This is a genomic window from Pseudoalteromonas sp. APC 3355, from assembly GCF_030407615.1.
In the GTDB taxonomy this organism is placed as follows: domain Bacteria; phylum Pseudomonadota; class Gammaproteobacteria; order Enterobacterales; family Alteromonadaceae; genus Pseudoalteromonas; species Pseudoalteromonas distincta.
In genome coordinates this window covers 1-20,011 of sequence record NZ_JASDDB010000020.1, presented here as the reverse complement: position 1 = coordinate 20,011, position 20,011 = coordinate 1, and the positions used below count along the sequence as shown (strand labels likewise).

Genomic DNA, 20,011 nt, shown 5'->3' with positions numbered 1-20,011 from the left:
GCAACGAAAAATTTAACTCGGTTACAATCGACTGGTTAAAATATAGCTGGTTTGGTGCTAAGGTGGTTGAAAAGTTTTTATTCACAACTTTAATTTTTATTAAAGGACATTATGAAAAAATATTTACTAAGTGTTGCGGCAGCTGCATTCATTTTTCCTCTTCATTCTGCCGAGGCAAGTAACGATAACGATGCATTTTTAGATGCCGAAAAAAAAGTAAGGTACGGCAGTTACCAAGACTTTAAACAAGCGGTTAGTAACCTAAATCATCCGTTAAAACCTTATGTTGAAAAAACGTATTGGCAACGCCATCCGAGCATTAAACATCAGGCAGAAATAGAAGAATATTTAAATATATACCAGCATACGCCGCTTGAGTGGCCGGTGCGCAAAGCGTGGTTAGAGTATTTAAAAGATAACAACGAAAAGGCGGCGTATATCCGCAACTATCGTGAAACGTCTAATACGGAGCTTACTTGTACTTATTTAGATTTTCAGCTTGATTTAGGTGCGCCCGAAAAGGCAATTCTAAATCAGGTGACCGACTTATGGGCTGTAGGTAAATCGCAACCTAATGGTTGTGATAGTTTATTTTCTACGTGGCGTAAAAAAGGCTACATGAAAGAAGAAACGGTTTGGAAGCGTGTAACACTTGCTGCACAAGGCGGAACGCAAAGCTTATTACCTTACTTAAAAACTTTATTACCAAGTAAGGAGCGTTACTTAGCTGACTTATATTTAAAAGTGCGAAAAGATCCAAGCGCAGCCGCTGGATTATATAGATATAAAAACAAGTCGGCTAAAGAAGGGCAAATAGCTATTTATGGTGTTAAGCGTTTGGTTTGGCGCGATAAAGAGCTAGCTTTAAAAGCATGGGAAAAGCTAGAAAAAATATTTAAGTACAGCGATGAAGAAAAAGCGGATGTGTATTACACCTTTGCATTGTCACTTGCCTCTAGCGGGCATAAACAAGCGAGCTTTTGGCTAAATAAAGTGCCAAAAGAGCGACTAGACAGCAAGCTTATTCAGTGGCAACTGGGCAATATGCTCAAAACCCAAGATTGGGAAGGGATTGCTGCATTTTTTACAGGTAAAGAAAATTTAAGCCTTGGTCAGCAATATTGGTTAGCTTATAGCTATGCACAACGTGGCGAGCAACAAAAAGCAGACGACATTTGGAAGAAAGTAGCGGCTAATCGTGATTATTACGGCTTTTTAGCCGCAGCACGTTTGGGGTTGCCCGTTGATTTAAATAATCAGCCTTTAGCAGTCGATAAGGTACTTGTAGATAAAGTGAGTAATGCACCAGGCTTTAAGCGTGCAAAAGCACTTTATGATATTGAGCGCTTTACGTCGGCGCGCCGTGAATGGAATTACTTAACGGATACCTCCAGCGATGAAGAAAAGCTGGCAGCATCACAGTTATCTACCGATTTAGGTTGGCACGACAGTACTATTTTTACTTTAGCAAAAATTAAAGCATGGGATAATGTAGAGCAACGTTTTCCGTTTGCGTTTCAAGATGTTTTTGAGCGCTACAGTAAACGTAGCAAGATAGATGTTGCTTGGAGTATTGCTATTGCAAGGCGCGAAAGCTCTTTTGCGCCAGATGCACGCTCGCATGCTAATGCGCGTGGTTTAATGCAGTTATTACCTAGTACTGCTGAGTATGTAAATAAAGGCAGTGTGACAAGTAGTCGTTTATATCAACCTAAAACAAATATTAGGTTAGGTACTAGTTACTTACAATACTTAAAAAAGAAAAACCATGGCAATGAAGTGCTGGCTACGGCTTCTTATAATGCGGGTTATCATCGTATAAAGCGTTGGTTACCTGATGACGCTATTCCGGCTGAGTTATGGGTAGAGCTTATTCCGTATCGCGAAACCCGCGATTACGTAAAAAATGTATTTGCGTACAGGCAGGTTTACCATACAAGAATGGGCCGAGAAGGTAATGTATTAGCGCCGCTGCTCGAAATGAAAATGGGCGGTTGAATATATGATACCAATCGACCAATAACTTAACACGATAGTTATAGGTATTAATAAGGGGGATGTTTACATGTTAAATATCCCCCTTTTTTGAGCGCTGAGGGTAATACCAATTTTATTAAAAACATGATCATTCTAGCGTATTAAATAACTCAATAACTGCGTTAAAAATTATTTATATAGAACAACTATGTATCATAATTTTAGCCTTGTTATTAAGCTATTTTCTTATCGCTATAATAGATCATTAATTTAATGCAATTGGTATAAGTGATAGACTCATAGCAAGTTAAATTTAACAGATGGATTAACAATGGATAAATTAGCCGTTTTATACGCCGAACATATTGCAACACTGCAACAGCGTACTCGTACAATTTGTAATAGCGAAGGGTTAGAAGGATTAGTAATTCATTCAGGCCAAGCTAAGCGCCAGTTTTTAGATGATATGTATTATCCATTTAAAGTTAATCCACAGTTTAAAGCGTGGTTACCGGTTATTGACAATCCTCATTGCTGGATTGTGGTAAATGGCAGCGACAAACCAAAGCTAATATTTTATCGTCCAGTAGATTTTTGGCATAAAGTACCAGACGAGCCTCGCGACTTTTGGGCTGAGTACTTTGATATAGAGCTACTACTTCAGCCTGATCAAGTAGAAAAGTTATTACCATACGATAAAGCTAAATATGCTTACATGGGTGAATACATTGAAGTAGCGCAAGCTCTTGGTTTTAGTATTATGAACCCTGAGCCTGTACTTAACTATTTTCATTACCACCGCGCTTATAAAACGCAGTACGAACTTGAATGTTTACGCAACGCTAACCGTATTGCAGTAGATGGGCATAAAGCTGCACGCGATACATTCTTTAATGGTGGTAGCGAGTTCGACATTCAACAAGCGTACTTAATGGCGACACGTCAAAGCGAAAATGAAATGCCGTACGGCAACATTGTTGCGCTTAACGAAAACTGCGCTATTTTGCACTACACGCACTTTGATCCAAAAGTGCCACACACCCACAACTCATTTTTAATTGATGCCGGTGCAAACTTTAATGGTTACGCTGCTGATATTACTCGTACGTATGATTTTAAAAAGCAGGGTGAGTTTGCTGAGCTTGTACAAGCGATGACTGTTCAACAAATCGAGTTAGGTAAAGGTTTAAAGCCGGGTATGCTTTATGGTGATTTACACGTTGAATGTCATAATCGTATCGCACAAATACTTAGTGACTTTAAAATTGTTAACCTACCCGCGGAGGAAATTGTTGAGCGTAAAATTACATCTACTTTCTTCCCGCATGGACTAGGACATCACCTAGGTTTACAAGTGCATGATATGGGTGGTTTTATGAGTGACGAAAAGGGCACACATCAACCATCGCCTGAAGGGCATCCGTTCTTGCGTTGTACTCGCCTGATCGAAAAAAACCAAGTGTTTACTATTGAGCCAGGTTTATACTTTATTGATTCACTGCTAGGTGATTTAGCGCAAACCGATAATAAGCAGTTTATTAATTGGGAAAAGGTAGAGTCATTTAAACCATTTGGCGGCATTCGTATTGAAGATAACATTATTGTTCACGAAGATAGCCTAGAGAATATGACGCGTAATTTAGAACTCGATTAATTTCTATAAAGACGAGTTAGCGAATAAACGTTAAAATATGCATATGAACGGGGCCTTTAGGCCCCATTTTTAATTGAGCTTTTAATATGTCTGAATATAAATATCCCGCTGCTGACGTTTTTCATCAAGAAGAAATCAAAAAAAGTACGTTTATAGTTCACATTGCACATACCCCCGATTTAAATTCAGCAAAAACATTTATTAAAAGCATTGAAGAAAAGTATAGCGATGCACGTCATAACTGCTGGGCACATGTGGCAGGCAACCCTGGTGGCAGCCATGTTTATGGTTTTTCGGATGATGGTGAACCTAATGGCACTGCGGGGAAACCTATGTTAAATGTGCTGGTGGGTTCAGGCCTTGGCGAAATCACTGCCGTGGTGACACGTTATTTTGGCGGCATAAAATTAGGCACCGGCGGGCTAGTACGTGCTTATGGTGGCTCATTAAATAATGCACTAGTAAAATTGCAAACGGTGCTTAAAGTTCCCAGTGTTGAAATTACAGGGAGTAGCGAGTACAGCATGCAAGGCGCGATTGAGCAGTTATTAAAAACAAAGTATCAAGTGCTTAATATTGATAAGCAATTTACTGCTAATATTGAGTGGGTGATTACAATCGATAGCCGTGAAGCTCAGCAAGCAATCAAAGATATTTTTGATTTAAGTCACGGCGCAGTTGAGTTAACTATTAAAGAGTAATAACCTACACAAATTGCATATAATGCATACTGACCCTATTTAATTTGGTTGATACTACTCAGCCTGAATTTACTAATAATAAAAGCGACAAGCTAAATGCAATTTCGTACCATCATAAAAATTCTTGGCCAACTTGTTGCGCTGTTTAGTATTACCATGGTGCCTCCGGCACTGGTGTCTTTAATATATAAAGACGGTGGTGGTGTTCCTTTTGTTTTAGCATTTATCTTTAGTGTTGTTATTGGCATGATGGCTTATTACCCAAACCGCCATGAAAACGGTGATTTAAAAGCACGTGAAGGCTTTTTAATTGTTGTTTTGTTTTGGCTGGTACTTGGGGCGTTTGCCTCCTTGCCGCTTATCTTTTTACAAGAACCTAACTTATCGCTCGCCGATGCGGTATTTGAAGCATTTTCTGGCTTAACAACCACCGGCGCTACAGTGCTTACCGGTATTGAGTATTTACCCAAGTCGGTATTGTTTTATCGCCAGCAACTCCAGTGGTTTGGCGGTATGGGTATAATCGTACTCGCTGTTGCTATACTCCCAATGCTAGGTGTTGGTGGTATGCAGTTGTACCGCGCTGAAATACCAGGGCCTGTAAAAGATTCTAAAATGACCCCGCGAATTGCCGATACTGCAAAGCACCTTTGGTATATTTATGTGTCGTTGACTATTACTTGTATGCTGGCTTATTGGGCTGCAGGAATGGAGTGGTTTGATGCTATATGTCATGCATTCTCAACGGTGGCGATAGGTGGTTTTTCTACTTACGACGCCTCCATGGGGCACTTCGACAGCCCTGTAATTAACTTTATTTGTGTGTTCTTTTTAATTATTGCCGCTGTTAACTTCTCCCTGCATTACGCCGCAGTGGCGAGCCGAAACATACAAGTTTATATTCGAGATCCTGAGTTTAAGGTGTTTTTGTGTATTCAATTAGCGCTGGTGGTTATTTGTTTTACTGTACTTTCCTCTAACGAAATATTTGCTAATGGCGATGAAACCCTCGATCAGGCGTTATTTCAAGCTGTTTCAATGAGTACAACAGCAGGCTTTGCTACTGATAACTTTTCAACATGGCCTTTGTTTTTACCTATTTTACTTATATTTTCGAGCTTTATTGGTGGCTGTGCAGGCTCTACTGGTGGTGGTATGAAAGTAGTGCGCGTATTTTTACTTTATTTGCAGGGCGTGCGTGAGCTTAATCGTTTGGTGCACCCACGGGCTATATATTCAATCAAGCTGGGTCGTAAGGCGTTGCCAGATAAAGTAGTAGAAGCTGTGTGGGGTTTTTTCTCTGCTTATGCGCTGGTATTTATTATTATCATGTTAGCGCTTATGGGCACGGGTATGGATAACATAACTGCGTTCTCAGCCACTGCTGCTTGTTTAAATAACTTAGGGCCTGGCTTAGGAGATGTAGCGTCGCATTATGGCGCCATAACCGATGGTGCTAAATGGTTGCTTACTATTGCAATGGTATTTGGTCGCCTAGAAATATTTACTTTATTAGTGTTATTTACGCCTACTTTTTGGCGTGGATAAACGAGCGGCTTAAGTTTTAAATTACGAACTATTGGGAAAGGGATATGCCAACAAATTTAGAAAAGCTAAAGCATATAAGTGTAGGCAGCTTAGTCGACCTAGAAATATTAACACCTACAAGCAGTAAGCGTGTTAAAACTGAATTAGTTGGTTTACTCGATAAGCAGTTTATTATTTTAAATTATCCCAATGCTAAGCGTTTACCTGCGGCGAGTGACTATTTACGTGATGGCGTAATGGTTGTTGTAAGAGCATTGATTGAAGGCAGTGGTGGGCAAGTTATTGCGTTTCGCCAGCAAATTATGTCAGTAGCCTCGCATCCTGCTAAACTCGTCTTTATTAATTTTCCTAAGCAAGTGCAGCTATTTGCGCTACGCTCGCAAACACGCATACCTACCTTATTACCTGCAAAGCTAAAACTAAGTGACGATAGAGTGCTTGAAGGCCTTATTAAGGACATTTCACTCACTGGTGTAATGTTTGATATTAGAGGCGATCAGCAAGCTGAAGGTATAAAAGATATGCAATGCACTGTCGTCCTCAATAGTAGTGATAAAGATTTTGAAGGTGAAATTTGCAGTGTTAAAGAGCATGCTGCAGGTGTGCACTGCGGAATTAAGCTACTAGCAAGCGAGGATGAAATGAAAACCTTTATGAAAGAGCATTTTATAGACCCATCTGCGCTTGAGCCCACCGTTGACTAAATCGTTTTTCGCTTATTTGCAACAAAATGGCGTTTTACGTGAGGTATTTATAAAGTATTTTTTTGTTTTTATATAATTAAAAATATTATTCAAATAAAACAATGCTTTACGTGTTTTTTGTTATGACTTGTTTTTTGTTGTTATAGCTACTTCGTTAAAATTAACCTTAATTATTTTTTAAAATCCCTCCTTTTATAGCTCTACATTTTAAAATGTATCTTTTTATATAAACATAACTATTTGTTTTTAATGACTTTAGTTTTTCACCTCTAAAGCATGTTGCGAAAAGGCAACAGTAATGACTCTGAAAACTCCTACTTATTGTATGTTTTATTTTTAACTTGTTGAAATTTAATGGCTTTTCAATGTTGGCATTTAAGTTGTAATAGTCAGGGTGTACTGAACGAAATCGTGATTCAAAGTGAAACACTTAATCGCACACACATAAATTTGAAGGATACATATTATGAAAAGCATTAATAAAACTTTAGCACTTATCGCTATTGCATCTTCTTCAGCCGCTTTTGCAGCAACAGATTTTGACACACTTGATGTAGACGGCAGTGGCACAATTAGCCAAGCAGAAGCATCAGTAGACGCAAAATTAATGAGCATGTTTTCTGAGCTTGATACTGACCAAAATGGTGAGTTATCAAAAGAAGAATTTTCAGAAGCTTAATTAAAAAGTATTTATCCTGAGTTGCCAAAGACAACCTAAGTAGGCAAGGGAGCTTACGAAAGAGGATAACAAGGAAGTTAAAAATTACGTTTTAAGTTAAACGAAGCAATTTTTTTGATAGAACATTGAAGGATTAAGTTATGAAACATTTAAATAAAGCATTAGCACTTATAGTACTAGCATCTTCTTCCGCTGCATTTGCAGCATCAGATTTTGACAGCCTTGATATCGATGGTAGCGGCACAATTAGCCCAAGCGAAGCGGCAGTCGATACAGATTTAATGGCTGAATTTATTGAGCTAGATACCGACGGTAGCGGCGAGCTTTCTAAAGAAGAATTCGCTAATTACTAACTAACCTGAACTCTGGATAATAAATCTATCTCTAGCAGCTATTTTCAGCGCTAACTGCGTTGAATTTACTTGCAATAGGCCAGCTATTGACGCGTAAATTCGCCTTGTTTTCACTGAAAATCTCTGGCTAGAGAAAATAAATTTAAATATCACCATGATTCAATACATTAGTAAATCTCTTAACCAGAGTACAGGTTAACTAACCTTTTTCAGATTAAACATTTTTCACAGTCAGGGATCTTTGAAAAGGACTTCCCATATTACTAGGAATATTATTATGAAAACATTCAATACAACACTTGCAGTTATCGTTTTAGCATCTTCATCAGCAGCATATGCCGCAGTAGATTTTGCCTCTTTTGATGCAGATGGCGACGGTGCGATTACAATGGAAGAAGCGAAGGTTAACCCTCAACTTGTAAAGATTTTTGATGATTTAGATACTGATGGAAATGGTGAAATCTCTAAAGAAGAGTTTTCAAAAGTACAGTAATCAATATTCGAAGATACTTCACTTAAGCCGCCTTAGTCAGCGGCTTTTTTGTATTTTAAATTAACTAATTAGCGTAACTAGTTAAAGGAATATAGCACTTACTTGGAATAGTTTTTCTACAACGGTAATATGTTTTTTGTCGATTAAAAACATAATGACATGATCGCCCGACATAATAATTGTATCGTCGTGGGCTATCAGTACATCGTCATTACGTACTATTGCGCCAATAGTTGTACCTGCAGGTAGTTTTATGTCGGCAATCGCACGACCAACCACTTTAGATGTGTTTTCATCACCATGAGCTACCGCTTCTATGGCTTCTGCCGCACCTTTACGCAGTGAGTACACATTAACAATATCACCACGGCGTACGTGCGTTAATAACGCTGATATAGTTGCTTGTTGTGGCGATATGGCAATATCTATTTCGCCGCCTTGTACCAAATCAACGTAAGCACCACGCTGGATAAGCACCATGGTTTTTTGTGCGCCCATACGTTTTGCAAGCATGGCTGACATAATGTTTGCTTCATCGTCATTGGTTACGGCAATAAATACATCTACTTGTTCAATATGCTCTTCTGAGAGCAGTTCTTGATCAGATGCGTCACCACAAAAAACGACCGTATTATCGAGCATTTCTGAGAGTTGCTCGGCACGTTCTTTACTGCGTTCAATTAGTTTAACGGTGTGGTTTTTTTCAAGTGAGCGGGCAAGGCCTGCCCCAATGTTACCGCCACCAGCTATCATAATTTTTTTGTACGAACGCTCAAGTTTTTGTAGCTCGTTCATTACTGCGCGTATATGTTTTGTAGCGGCAATAAAGAATACTTCGTCATCGGCTTCAATAACGGTGGTACCCAATGGTTTTATTGCTTTACCTTGACGATAAATAGCGGCAACACGAGTCTCTACATTAGGAATATGTTCTTTAAGTGCAGATAACGCATAACCTACAAGTAAACCGCCATAGTAAGCTTTTACGGCTACTAAGGAGAGCATGCCATCAGCAAACTGCAATACTTGCAGAGCACCAGGGTAGTCAATTAAACGGCGAATATACTTAGTGACCAGTGCTTCGGGAGCAATGTAATGATCGATTGGTAAATCATCGTTTTGAAAAAGTTTTTCGCGGTATTTTAAGTATTGCTCTGAGCGAATACGAGCAATTTTAGTGGGCGTTTTAAAAATACTGTATGCCACTTGGCATGCAACCATGTTCACTTCATCTGAACTGGTTACCGCTATAATCATATCGGCATCTTCAGCACCTGCACGGCGTAATACATCAGGATGCGCGCTGTGGCCCATAACCCCTTGTAAGTCGTACTTATCTTGAAGTTCACGTAATCGGTTACCGTCTATATCAACAACGGTAATTTCGTTTTGTTCGCCAACTAAGTTTTCAGCAAGCGTAGCACCAACTTGCCCGGCACCGAGTATAATTATTTTCATTATTTACCCGTGGTATTGATCATAATTTAATTAAAAAAATAGCCATTTAATGTTTCATAAATGGCTAACTATTTAGTGTACGGCTATTAGGCTTTTTTAACTAGCTTAGCGTAATAAAATCCATCACTTTCACCGGGCAGTAACTGCAAACCTGGCGTTGTTACGGTATCGTTTTCGTGTAGAGGTATATGTTCTACATCATCATTATTAGCTAAAAACTTAGCAACTTGCTGTTGGTTTTCTTGTGGAAGAACCGAACACGTAGCATATACCAATGTGCCACCTGGTTTTAACAGTGGCCAAATGCTATCAAGAATATCGCTTTGTAACTTAGCTAAGTCTTCGATATCTGATGCGCGACGTAACCATTTTATATCAGGGTGACGGCGAATTACGCCAGTGGCCGAACAAGGCACATCAAGCAAAATACGATCAAATAATTTTTCATCCCACCAAGTATGTGGTTGTGATGCGTCGCCACATTGTAGGTCTGCACCTAAGCCAATACGAGTTAAGTTTTGCTTAACACGTTCAAGACGAGTTGAGTCGCTATCAAGTGCAAGTACATCTGCATCAGCAAGCTCTAAAATATGACATGTTTTACCGCCAGGGGCTGCGCAGGCATCCAAAATATAGTCATCTGCTTTAGGTTCTAAAAAGCGAGCTGCCAACTGTGCTGCAGCATCTTGTACTGAACATGCACCTGTATCAAATTCAGGCAATGAAAATACATCACGTGGTTTGGCAAGCTTAATCCCATCAATAAAATCAGGGTTTAAGGTGTGTTCAATATCGTTAGCGCTAAGCATGTCGCTGTATTCTTGCGTGCTAAATTGGGCTTGATTGACACGAAGCCACATTGGCGCTTGTTGCTGGTTTTCTTCAAGTAGTGCTTCCCAGCTATCTGGGTAGGCTGTTTGCACCTGTTTAATAAACCAATTTGGATGGTTGTATAAACATACCGGAATAAGCTTCGCTTTTTCTTCAAGCTCAGCTTGTTGACGCTGAAAGCTACGTAAAATGGCGTTTATCAGCCCTTTTAATCCTAAAGCGCGTAGTTGAGTCAATGCGTTAACCGTTTCTGAAATGGCAGCATGAGGTGGTACGCGCATATGCTGCAGTTGATAAATACCTACGTATAATAAAAACTGAAATATTCTACGTTTACCTTTTAATGGCTGCTCTACTAAGTGTTGGCAGTAATTTTCAAGGCTCGGTAAGTAGCGTAAAACGCCATAACAAATTTGCTGTAGCAACGCTTTATCTTTAGGCGGCAAGCCTTGGCTTGCAAATGGAAGTTCTTGATTAAGCGATGCGCCTTTATCAACTACGTTATATAAAGTTTCAGCGGCAAGCGCTCGTACGTTTGGAACATTACTCATTGTTTTCGCCTAATATTGTGCCAGGAGTAACCCAGTCACTACGACCATTTAAAAAGTCGTTAATTGCCATTGGTTTTTTACCTTGCGGCTGTAATTGCGTAATACATAAAGCGTGTTCGCCACACGCCACTACTACGCCATTTTTGTCGCTTGATAAAATTTGCCCAGGATCACCTGATTGCAGCAGAACCTGCGCTTGATGAATCTTTACTGTTTGCCCACCCATTTGGGTAAAGCACATTGGCCATGGATTAAAAGAGCGAATGTTTCGCTCGATTTGAAGCGCACTCATGGACCAGTCGATATAAGCTTCCTCTTTAGAAAGCTTTTTAGCGTAGTTAGCAAGTTCATCGTTTTGAGGTTCAGGGGTGATCTCACCATTAGCTAATTTATTAATGGTTTCAATTAACGCATCTGGACCTAGCTCAGCAAGCTTTGTATATAAGCTTGCGCTAGTTTCTGTTGTGCTAATAGGGCAGCGGCTTATATGTAGCATATCGCCGGTATCTAGCCCTTCATCCATTTGCATTATTGTTACGCCGGTTTGTTCATCACCTGCCCAAATTGCGCGTTGAATAGGTGCAGCGCCGCGCCAGCGCGGTAATATAGAGCCATGCACATTTAAACAACCTAAACGTGGCGCTTCTAAAATAGCTTTAGGTAAAATTAAGCCATATGCTACAACAATCATAATGTCGGCATTTAAGCTTGTTAGCTCAGCTAGTGCTTCATCATTTTTTAATGACTGTGGCTGAAAAACCGGTAAGTTGTGCTCAAGCGCGAGCTCTTTCACTTCACTGGCTTTTAATTTTTTACCACGACCTGCAGGGCGATCTGGCTGGCTATATACACCCACTATTTGGTGTTCGCTTTGTATCAGCGCTTGTAAATGACGTGCGGCAAAGTCCGGCGTACCGGCAAATATAATGCGTAATGGTTGAGTCACTGAGTTTTCCTAAGGTGCTTATTACTGTTCTGCAAACTTGGCTTCTTTTTCAAGCTTTTTACGAATACGTTGGCGCTTTAATGGAGATAAGTAATCAATGAATAGCTTACCTTGAAGGTGATCTAGTTCATGTTGAATACAAATAGCCAATAATTCATCTGCATCTAGTACAAATTCTTCACCGTTTTCGTTAAGTGCAGCGACTGTTACTGTTTCTGCGCGATCTACTTTTGCATACGAGTTAGGTACTGATAAACAGCCTTCTTCGCTAACGGTAGAGCCGTCTTTTTTAATGATTTGTGGATTAATTAATACCAGTGGCTCATTGCGCTCTTCTGATACATCAATAACAACGATTCGTTGATGAATATCTACTTGCGTGGCCGCAAGACCAATGCCATTTTCATCGTACATTGTCTCTAGCATGTCTTTTACAATTTGGCGTACTGTGTCATCAACTTGTACAACATCTTTTGCTACAGTACGTAAACGTTCATCTGGAAATCTTAAAACTTCTAACCTAGCCATAGTTACCTTTTTCACTTGTGCTTAATTTAGGGTATTGTATGCTCTTATTTTAGCCATTCGCGTTCACCTTTAACAGGTTTTGGGCAATAATAATGAAAAAACAATACAAGGAAGCTCGATGAAATCTCCACTACTTGCAATCATGCTTACGTTAAGCGCTGCGTTTCCCGCAGTTGCTGATGTACTTAAAATAAAAAAAGACGCACCAAAACAGTATGTTGTAAAAAAAGGCGATACACTTTGGGATATTTCTGGCATCTATTTAGATGAGCCTTGGCTATGGCCTGAACTTTGGCAAATGAATCCACAAATTGACAACCCACACCTAATTTACCCCGGTGATGCATTAGCGTTGATATACGATGCAGATGGAAACCCACGTTTAGTGATAAATAAAGGATATAGAAAGCTATCTCCTCAGGGTCGTATTACACCAAAAGGGCGTGATGCTATAACTACTTTGCCGCTTGAAATGATCAAACCTTATATCAGTTACGAGCAAGCAATGAACAGTGACGATATTAAAGGTAAACCTTATATTTTAGGTGCAAACGAAAATACTAAAACACAAACGCTAGGCCATATTTTATATGTTAAAGGCGACTTACAAGTACATAAAGCATATGCCATTTACCATAAAGGTGACCCCTACACTGATTTAACCGGTGAAGTGTTAGCAACGCGTGCATCTTATGTGGGTATAGCACGTGCTTTTAGAGCGGGCGATGAGAAAAATGGCGTGCCTTCATCATTACGTGTTGAGTCTGTTAAACGAGAAATTCAGCAAGGTGATTTTTTAATGCCGGCAATGGAAGGCCAAATGCTTCCTGCGTACTTTGATATACACCGTCCTTCAGAACCTGTAACAGGTAATATTATTGCTTCACCACGCGAAGTTAGAGAATTCAGCACAATGGATGTTGTGGTGCTAAACTTAGGCAGTGAACAAAATATAGAAGCGGGTCATGTATTAGATCTAGAGCGTCAATCGCCAACGGTTATTGATGGTCCTCGTGGCCCTCGTTACCCAGAAGATTCTAGTAAATATGAGAAGCTTTTATCTGATGTGAGCCAATTATTTGGTGATGAGTCTGACGAACAAAACACAACGTGGACCATGCCTAAAGAAAAAGTTGGTGAGCTAATTGTCTTCAAAGTGTATGACAAAGTAAGTTATGCATTAATAACTAAAAACCAGCACCCAATTCGCATTGGAGATATTGCAGTTATTCATTAAGAAGTAGCGAGTCGGTGCTCTAGGAGAGAGCATGGATCAGTCATCTGGCAAGCTAGCCCACTGGCTTGCCTTTTATATGTGTAAAGGGTTGGGTATAAAAACCCTTTTAGCACTATCTACAAACTATTCCCTTGGGTCGTTATTCGACTTATCTCATGACAAGCTTTTACAGCTTGGGTTAACCGCTAATCAAGCGAGTAATTTACTCAACACCAATTGGCAACAAGTCAGCCATTATGAGCAATTAATAGCGCTGAACAACATTACTGTTGTCTGTATTTTTGATGCGCTTTACCCAGAAGATCTCCGGCAGATTGCCAGTGCGCCTTTATTACTATTTTGCAGGGGAGATGTCTCGTTATTATCAACTCCACAGATTGCAATTGTTGGCAGCCGTAATGCTACACCTACCGGGCTTGAAATAGCCTCAGAATTTGCATACGAGTTAACTTTGGCGGGTATTACAGTTACTTCAGGTATGGCGCGGGGAATAGATGGTGCAGCACATAAAGGCTCTCTTGCTGGTACAGGTAAAACCATAGCGGTGCTTGGTACTGGGGTTGATATTTACTATCCCAAACGCCATAAACTATTAACAGACCAAGTTTTAGAAAGCGGTTTGCTGGTGAGTGAGTTTTTACCAGGCACAGCTGCTCATGCGCACAACTTTCCGCGCCGTAATCGTATTATTTCTGGGTTATCGTTAGGAGTGCTTATTGTTGAAGCTGAAATTAAAAGTGGTTCGTTAATTACAGTACGCTATGCGCTTGAACAAAATAAAGAGGTATTTGCAGTACCGGGTTCTATTAAAAACCCGTTAGCGCAGGCAAGTCACTTTTTAATAAAGCAAGGTGCTAAGCTGGTAGAAAACGTGGCTGACATTCTTGATGAGGTGAGTTTCACTTACGACAATAATGTATGTAATAAAGAGCAGCCGATTCAAGCCAATTCTCAATGTGAGGTTTTAAATAGTATTGGCTTTGAAGTAACCAGTGTAGATGACATTGTGCGTCGTGCGCAGTGGCCAATAGATAAAGTACTCAGTAGGTTGCTCGATTTAGAATTAGACGATCAGATTGAGCGAGTGTTAGATGGTTACATCAAGTTAAGCGCAGGAAGGTAATATGTTTGATATTCTTTTGTATCTTTTTGAAAATTACATTCATAGCGAAGCGGATATATTTGCAGAGCAAAATGAGTTAACCGATGAGCTACTGCGTGCGGGCTTTAATAAGCCTGAGATATTTAAAGCTCTTGATTGGTTAGAGCAACTAGCCGATTTACAACACAGCGATGAGTCTCCTTATCTTATTGCTAACCCTAAAGATGCTGTGCGTATATTTACCGATAGTGAATGCCAAAGGCTCAGCACTGAGTGTCGTGGCTTTTTAATGTTTATTGAACAAATAGGCGTAATTAACAATGTAACACGTGAAATGGTAATGGACTGTTTAGCCTCTCTCGATAAACCAACTATAAGCCTAGAAGACTTAAAGTGGATTGTACTTATGATCTTGTTTAACGTTCCTGGCTCTGAAGAAGCATATGAGCAAATGGAAGATTTGATTTTTGATGAACCCAGCGAACTTCTTCATTAGAGATAATTATCTTAATTGTACTCAAATTACTTAAAAGGATAAGCACGGCATTGCTTGTATCTTTAAGTGGTTTGGGTATATTAGGCGAAAATTCACCAACCTATTAGGATCACCATGAGTAAAATCGACCATTCGCTTTTCTCGGCGAACAAGCACGCCCTCGAAAAAGAATACGAGATATGCCCACAGTGTGGTTCAGAGTTAGTGATCCGCAATAGTAAATCTGGCCCTTTTTTAGGATGCGCAAGTTATCCAAAATGCGACTTTATTAGGCCGCTGGCACACCACGACAGTAACGAAATCAAGATATTAGAAGATTCAGCATGTCCTGAGTGTAGCAAACCGCTGGTGGTTAAAAATGGCCGCTATGGTATGTTTATTGGGTGTACGGGTTATCCAGAATGTCATTATATTGCTAACGAAAATGAAGAAAAGCAAAGCGAAGATACTTTGCCTAGTTGCCCTAAATGCAAAAAAGGTCATTTAGTCGCGCGCAGTAATAAGTTTGGTAAAGTATTTTATTCTTGTGATTGCTACCCAAGTTGTAAATACACGCTTAATAATAAACCGGTTGAACATCCGTGTCCTGAATGTGACTGGCCTATCGTCATAGAAAGAAATATGGCAAACGGCATATTATTGCAATGCCCACAAAAAAGCTGCATGCATAAGCTCACCCCAACTGAATAACGTTTAATTATATCTGGAGACTACTTTGTCAGACCTTTCAAATACGCCCACTGCAATAACATGCTTAACGCAAGGCGAAGTTATTTTATACCCAACAGAAGCTGTATATGGTTTAGGTTGTGATCCAGATAATCAACAAGCCGTTGAGGCACTATTAGCTATTAAGCAGCGCCCGGTTGAAAAAGGGCTTATTTTAATCGCTGATAACTACGGACAATTATTAAAATACGTAGATGATGCAAAAATACCAATGGATAAACGCGCTGATATTTTTTCGAGTTGGCCTGCTGCAATTACATGGGTTATGCCTGCATCTAAAAATACGCCTAAATGGCTCACAGGGCAGTTTGATACCATCGCGGTAAGAGTAACAAACCATCCAACAGTAAAGCGTTTGTGCCAAGAGTTTGGTAAGCCATTAGTATCAACCAGTGCAAACTTAACCGGTCAAGAAACGGTAATTAGTATTGAGCAAGCCAAAGCGCAATTTGCAGAACAAGTTGGCTTTTACGTTGACGAGCCGTTAGGTGGTAATACTCAACCAAGCACAATAAAAGATGCCATGACTGGCAAAATATTTAGAGGTTAATATGCAAAGCGAATTATTAAATCAAGTAAAAGCATACTTTATGGCTTTGCAAGACACTATTTGCCAAGGTTTGGAGGCTGCAGATGGCAGTGCTAAATTTATAGAAGATAACTGGCAGCGAGCAGAAGGCGGTGGTGGTCGCACACGTGTAACCACTAATGGTACTGTGATAGAGCAAGGCGGAGTTAATTACTCTCATGTATTTGGCGCTTCAATGCCTGGTTCGGCAACAGCGCACAGGCCAGAGCTTGCAGGGCGCAGCTTTCATGCGTGTGGTGTGTCGTTAGTTATTCATCCTAAAAACCCTCATGTACCAACAAGTCACGCCAATGTGCGCTTTTTTATAGCCGAAAAAGAAGGCGAAGAGCCAATATGGTGGTTTGGTGGCGGGTTTGATCTCACCCCTTTTTATCCAGTATTAGAAGACGTACAGCATTGGCATCAAGTTGCTCACGACATTTGTGCGCCATTTGGTAGTGAAGTTTATCCAAAATATAAAACATGGTGCGATGAATATTTTTATCTCAAACACCGCGATGAAACACGCGGAGTAGGCGGTTTATTTTTTGACGATTTAAACGAACTTGGTTTTGAGCAAAGCTTTGCGTTTATGCAATCGGTGGGTAATGGATTTTTAGATGCCTATTTACCTATTATTGAACGTCGCAAAAATGACGAATACACAGAGCAACAACGTGATTTTCAGCTTTATCGTCGCGGGCGATACGTTGAGTTTAATTTAGTATGGGATAGGGGCACTTTATTTGGATTACAAAGTGGCGGGCGCACTGAGTCTATATTGATGTCTATGCCACCACTTGCACGCTGGGAATATAACTATAAACCAGAGCCAAGTAGCCCAGAAGCTAACCTATATCAGTATTACTTACGCCCGCAAGAGTGGTTAACGAGTCAACCAAGTGAGCTGATACCCAGAGAGTGGCAACTATAACAGTTACACAGTAATCAAAAAGGCGCTAATTAGCGCCTTTTTGCATTGTGGCTAAATACAAATTTAATGCTGATTGATCATGTGCGTTGCTAGTTGAGAGAATGATTGCTTTAAGCCTTCACGTAACAACGGATTGTCTATTTCTATATCCAGCGTTTTATTCATGCAGTACATCCATTGATCGCGCAATGCTTTATCTACAGTAAAAGGCATATGTCTTTTACGTAGCATTGGCTGGCCATGTTTTTCAGTAAATAGGTTTGGCCCGCCTAACCAACCAGATAAAAATTCAAAAAATACTTGGCGAATTCGATCTAATGGCAGAGGATGCATATCATATAACGGTTTAGCGTATTCATCTGACTCCATTATGTCGTAGAATCGATTGGAGATAGCTCGCGCGCCTTTCTCTCCACCTATTATTTCATACGGTGTTTTTTCAGGAGTAGGAGCCTGTTGCTCGGGAGCCGGCTTAGATTTAGAAAAAAGTCGTTTAATCATATTACTTATCATTGTTAATAGGCAGTTTATAGCTGCAAAGAGGTTGCTTTAAAATGGACAAATATGCGGTTTTTGGAAATCCAATTAAACATTCAAAATCCCCCGCGATACATAAACAATTTGCTGTATCACTGGGTGAGCAAATCGACTATCGCGCAATATTAGCACCTATCGATAACTTTGAAAAAACAGTATTGTCTTTTTTTGAGCAAGGCGGTGTGGGTGCTAACGTTACAATGCCATTTAAAGAGCAAGCTTATGCAATGGCTGATGAGCTTACCCCATTAGCCAAAATAGTAGGGGCTGTTAATACATTAAAAAAACGAAATGATGGCTCATTACTCGGTGATAACACCGATGGTGTGGGCTTTGTAAATGATTTACTCGCTAATGAAGTAGCCATAACTAATAAACGCATTTTAATCATAGGTGCGGGCGGTGCTGCTCGAGGGGTTATTTTGCCTTTGTTAGAGCATAACCCTCAGGAAATAATAATAGTTAATCGCACAGCACAAAAAGCCACAGAACTCGCAGAGCTGTTTACCCAATATGGACCAGTATCTGGTTTTGGTTTTGATGATTTACCAGTAAGCGATTACTCACTAATTATAAACTCTACCTCTAGCAGTATGAATAACGAACTTCCAGCACTTGATAAAAAACACATAACTAACTGTGAAGTCGCTTATGACATGTTTTATTCACTGCAAAATACCATTTTTATGAATTGGGTTGCACAGCATAATATTAACGCTAAGCTTTTAGATGGCAGTGGCATGTTAGTTGGCCAAGCTGCTCAAGCATATTATGTATGGCGTAATAAAATGCCAAAAATACTTCCCGTCGTTGATGCGCTCAAACAAGGAACGCTTAAATGAATCAGGCAATACAATTTATAGATAGGCTAGAGTTTAGAGAGCCCGATCATCAGTTAGTATTTTTTGCACAAGTTAGTGGCATGCTGGTGGAGTGTGTAATAGAAGTAAATACACTTAAATTAACAGACGAAAGCCATGCAACAGAGTATTTTGAAAAGTATCGTTTTGATTACGAAGAACGTGCCGAGGAGCTTATCGAAGAAGAGAGCTATAACTCGGCAGGCCAAATTGAAGTAAGCTTATTAACTTAAATTAGCTATTTCAGCTAAGTACTCATCTTTAAGTGATACGTAGTTATCGGCAGATATTTTTAAAAAGGCAAGTTCTTGCTCCGTTAGAGGGCGGGCTTGCTTAGCCGGACTCCCTACATATAAGTAACCAGACTCTAAGCGTTTGTTTGGTGGTACCAAAGATCCCCCACCTATAATTACATCATCTTCAACAACCACGTTATCCATAATAATAGCGCCCATACCTACAAGTATACGGTTTCCTAATATACATCCGTGCAGCATTACCTTATGACCTACAGTTACATCTTCACCTATAATAAGTGGATAACCATCTGGATTGCTTTTAGTTGCACGAGATAAATGCAATACACTGCCATCTTGTATATTGGAGCGTTTACCAATACGTATATAGTTAACATCGCCTCGGGCAGCTACCAAAGGCCAAACACTACTATTATCACCTAAAGTAATATCACCAACCAAAACTGATGACTCATCAATATAAACAGACGAATTAAACGAAGGAGTTACACCTTTATAAGAACGGATTGCCATATTTAGTACCTTTTAGATAATAGTTATTAGCTTTGAGTGTATCAGCAAGGTTATTTTTGTACCATAAAAGGCACCGTTTGGTTACAAAACTATCAGTTTCAGGGGGTTTAGTTCAGATACTGACCGAACAGCATCTTTTTTTACTTTTTCTTTAAAAAAGTACTTGCGTAAAAATCTGTTCTCCCTATAATGCGACCCCACTGAGACGGGAAACGCTGAAGCATAGCGAGGCATGAACTACTCAGAGAGTTAAATAAAACTTCGGTTTTAAATTATCGAAAGAAAGTTTAAAACAAAGTGTTGACTCGAAAAATAAAGGGTGTATTATTCGCATCCCTTGAGACGCTAAAGCGAC

At 39.8% G+C, this 20,011-nt stretch carries 22 protein-coding genes; 16 read left to right on the top strand and 6 right to left on the bottom strand.

The window, feature by feature from the left end; genetic code table 11:
- Positions 1 to 111 precede the first annotated feature (111 nt).
- The 8 genes from QMA08_RS19135 (at position 112) to QMA08_RS19100 (ending at position 8,109) form a co-directional block, all read left to right on the top strand.
- Positions 112 to 1,998 (top strand): transglycosylase SLT domain-containing protein, encoded by a 1,887-nt coding sequence (locus QMA08_RS19135; protein WP_149601906.1) that lies wholly within the window; start codon positions 112 to 114, stop codon positions 1,996 to 1,998.
- Between the two features lie 310 nt (positions 1,999 to 2,308).
- Positions 2,309 to 3,631: a Xaa-Pro dipeptidase gene (gene pepQ, locus QMA08_RS19130; protein ID WP_024597188.1), complete on the top strand. Its 1,323-nt coding sequence runs from the start codon at positions 2,309 to 2,311 to the stop codon at positions 3,629 to 3,631.
- Between the two features lie 86 nt (positions 3,632 to 3,717).
- Entirely contained in the window at positions 3,718 to 4,332 is a 615-nt protein-coding gene (locus QMA08_RS19125; protein WP_004335181.1) for a YigZ family protein, read from the top strand.
- Between the two features lie 96 nt (positions 4,333 to 4,428).
- Entirely contained in the window at positions 4,429 to 5,880 is a 1,452-nt protein-coding gene (locus QMA08_RS19120) for a TrkH family potassium uptake protein (RefSeq protein WP_004335179.1), read from the top strand.
- 44 nt (positions 5,881 to 5,924) lie between these two features.
- The gene (locus tag QMA08_RS19115) at positions 5,925 to 6,584 is read left to right on the top strand and encodes a flagellar brake protein (protein ID WP_149601907.1); all 660 of its coding nucleotides are present in this window, start codon (positions 5,925 to 5,927) and stop codon (positions 6,582 to 6,584) included.
- Between the two features lie 466 nt (positions 6,585 to 7,050).
- Positions 7,051 to 7,263, top strand: a complete 213-nt coding sequence (locus QMA08_RS19110) for an EF-hand domain-containing protein (RefSeq protein ID WP_004335175.1) — start codon at positions 7,051 to 7,053, stop codon at positions 7,261 to 7,263.
- 140 nt (positions 7,264 to 7,403) lie between these two features.
- Entirely contained in the window at positions 7,404 to 7,616 is a 213-nt protein-coding gene (locus tag QMA08_RS19105; protein WP_004335174.1) for a calmodulin, read from the top strand.
- 277 nt (positions 7,617 to 7,893) lie between these two features.
- On the top strand, positions 7,894 to 8,109 hold the full coding sequence (locus QMA08_RS19100) for an EF-hand domain-containing protein (protein ID WP_024597191.1): 216 nt from the start codon (positions 7,894 to 7,896) through the stop codon (positions 8,107 to 8,109).
- Positions 8,110 to 8,190: 81 nt separating this feature from the next.
- On the opposite strand, the gene trkA is transcribed toward QMA08_RS19100, so the two are convergent.
- The 4 genes from trkA to def form a co-directional block, all read right to left on the bottom strand.
- Positions 8,191 to 9,567: a Trk system potassium transporter TrkA gene (gene trkA, locus QMA08_RS19095; protein ID WP_004335170.1), complete on the bottom strand. Its 1,377-nt coding sequence runs from the start codon at positions 9,565 to 9,567 to the stop codon at positions 8,191 to 8,193.
- Between the two features lie 86 nt (positions 9,568 to 9,653).
- Positions 9,654 to 10,949 (bottom strand): 16S rRNA (cytosine(967)-C(5))-methyltransferase RsmB, encoded by a 1,296-nt coding sequence (gene rsmB, locus QMA08_RS19090; protein WP_290175246.1) that lies wholly within the window; start codon positions 10,947 to 10,949, stop codon positions 9,654 to 9,656.
- Positions 10,942 to 11,895 (bottom strand): methionyl-tRNA formyltransferase, encoded by a 954-nt coding sequence (gene fmt / locus QMA08_RS19085; protein ID WP_290175245.1) that lies wholly within the window; start codon positions 11,893 to 11,895, stop codon positions 10,942 to 10,944. Before fmt ends, rsmB begins: the two co-directional genes overlap by 8 nt.
- 21 nt (positions 11,896 to 11,916) lie before the next feature.
- Positions 11,917 to 12,423, bottom strand: coding sequence for a peptide deformylase (gene def / locus QMA08_RS19080; RefSeq protein ID WP_004335162.1), 507 nt, complete (start codon positions 12,421 to 12,423; stop codon positions 11,917 to 11,919).
- A gap of 118 nt (positions 12,424 to 12,541) precedes the next feature.
- Between def and QMA08_RS19075 the strand changes: the two genes are divergently transcribed.
- From QMA08_RS19075 to hemF, 6 genes are all read left to right on the top strand, one after another.
- On the top strand, positions 12,542 to 13,660 hold the full coding sequence (locus QMA08_RS19075; RefSeq protein WP_004335161.1) for a LysM peptidoglycan-binding domain-containing protein: 1,119 nt from the start codon (positions 12,542 to 12,544) through the stop codon (positions 13,658 to 13,660).
- A 31-nt stretch (positions 13,661 to 13,691) separates the two neighbouring features.
- Complete coding sequence (dprA, locus tag QMA08_RS19070; protein ID WP_033040315.1) at positions 13,692 to 14,783, top strand: DNA-processing protein DprA; 1,092 nt, start codon at positions 13,692 to 13,694, stop codon at positions 14,781 to 14,783.
- A gap of 1 nt (position 14,784) precedes the next feature.
- Positions 14,785 to 15,258, top strand: a complete 474-nt coding sequence (locus QMA08_RS19065) for a DUF494 family protein (protein WP_039486485.1) — start codon at positions 14,785 to 14,787, stop codon at positions 15,256 to 15,258.
- Positions 15,259 to 15,372: 114 nt separating this feature from the next.
- On the top strand, positions 15,373 to 15,948 hold the full coding sequence (locus QMA08_RS19060) for a topoisomerase DNA-binding C4 zinc finger domain-containing protein (RefSeq protein WP_004335155.1): 576 nt from the start codon (positions 15,373 to 15,375) through the stop codon (positions 15,946 to 15,948).
- Between the two features lie 25 nt (positions 15,949 to 15,973).
- Positions 15,974 to 16,537: an L-threonylcarbamoyladenylate synthase gene (locus QMA08_RS19055; protein WP_004335153.1), complete on the top strand. Its 564-nt coding sequence runs from the start codon at positions 15,974 to 15,976 to the stop codon at positions 16,535 to 16,537.
- 1 nt (position 16,538) lies between these two features.
- Complete coding sequence (hemF, locus tag QMA08_RS19050; protein WP_290175244.1) at positions 16,539 to 17,489, top strand: oxygen-dependent coproporphyrinogen oxidase; 951 nt, start codon at positions 16,539 to 16,541, stop codon at positions 17,487 to 17,489.
- A gap of 63 nt (positions 17,490 to 17,552) precedes the next feature.
- Here hemF and QMA08_RS19045 read toward each other — a convergent pair whose 3' ends face one another.
- The gene (locus QMA08_RS19045; protein WP_004335148.1) at positions 17,553 to 17,990 is read right to left on the bottom strand and encodes a group II truncated hemoglobin; all 438 of its coding nucleotides are present in this window, start codon (positions 17,988 to 17,990) and stop codon (positions 17,553 to 17,555) included.
- 53 nt (positions 17,991 to 18,043) lie between these two features.
- Here QMA08_RS19045 and aroE point away from each other — a divergent pair, with 53 nt between their 5' ends.
- A complete protein-coding gene (aroE, locus tag QMA08_RS19040) occupies positions 18,044 to 18,868 on the top strand; it encodes a shikimate dehydrogenase (RefSeq protein ID WP_004335145.1) in 825 nt (274 codons plus the stop codon).
- Positions 18,865 to 19,119, top strand: coding sequence for a DUF1488 family protein (locus QMA08_RS19035; protein WP_004335144.1), 255 nt, complete (start codon positions 18,865 to 18,867; stop codon positions 19,117 to 19,119). The genes aroE and QMA08_RS19035 overlap by 4 nt, the downstream gene beginning before the upstream one ends.
- On the opposite strand, the gene QMA08_RS19030 is transcribed toward QMA08_RS19035, so the two are convergent.
- On the bottom strand, positions 19,111 to 19,656 hold the full coding sequence (locus QMA08_RS19030; protein WP_290175243.1) for a gamma carbonic anhydrase family protein: 546 nt from the start codon (positions 19,654 to 19,656) through the stop codon (positions 19,111 to 19,113). The two genes, QMA08_RS19035 and QMA08_RS19030, sit on opposite strands and share 9 nt — an antisense overlap.
- Between the last annotated feature and the right edge of the window lie 355 nt (positions 19,657 to 20,011).